The 679-nt window shown below is 61.1% G+C and carries 1 protein-coding gene; it reads left to right on the top strand.

Going from position 1 to position 679, the window contains the following annotated elements; genetic code table 11:
- A partial coding sequence (locus DB708_RS23700) for a condensation domain-containing protein (RefSeq protein WP_133251049.1) occupies positions 1 to 679 on the top strand: 679 nt, incomplete at both ends.

Below are 679 nucleotides of genomic sequence, written 5' to 3'. Positions count from 1 at the left end.
CGTACCCGCAGTCTGGAAGCTTTCGAGCATCAGGATGTGCCGCTTGAGGTCCTTGTTGAGCACCTCAACCCGGTGCGGTCGATGGCGCATCATCCGTTGATTCAGGTGATGTTGGCGTGGCAGAACATGGCCGGATTGGGTGCTGATGATTCGGTGGGGGGGTTGGCGCTTGGTGATTTGACGTTGACTCCGGTGCTCGTGGATACCCATACCGCGCGGATGGATTTGTCGTTCTCGTTGGCTGAACGCTGGACTGCCACGGGTGAACCCGCCGGGATCGAGGGGTCGGTGGAGTTCCGCACCGATGTGTTCGACACTGCCACGATCGAAACGCTGATCGCGCGGTGGGTGCGGGTGTTGGAGGTGATGACTGCTGATCCTGATGTCCGGTTGTCGTCGGTGGATGTGGTTGATGGTGGTGAGCGGGCCCGGTTGGATCTGTGGAGTAATCGGGAGGTGTTGGTTTCGCCGGTGGTTTCGCCGGTGGGGCCGGCGGTGTCGGTGCCGGTGTTGTTTGGTGAGCAGGTCGCTCGTGTTGGTGATGCGGTGGCGGTCCGTTTCGGTGATCGGTCGTTGACGTATCGGGAGTTGGATGAGGCTTCGAATCGGTTGGCGCAGTTGTTGGTTGGCCGTGGTGTGGGGGCTGGGCAGTGTGTGGCGTTGGTGATGCCGCGTTCGA

It is taken from the genome of Mycobacterium montefiorense (genome assembly GCF_003112775.1).
In the GTDB taxonomy this organism is placed as follows: domain Bacteria; phylum Actinomycetota; class Actinomycetes; order Mycobacteriales; family Mycobacteriaceae; genus Mycobacterium; species Mycobacterium montefiorense.
Note: the sequence above shows the minus strand (reverse complement) of the source record. Positions and strands in the feature narration are given on the sequence as shown.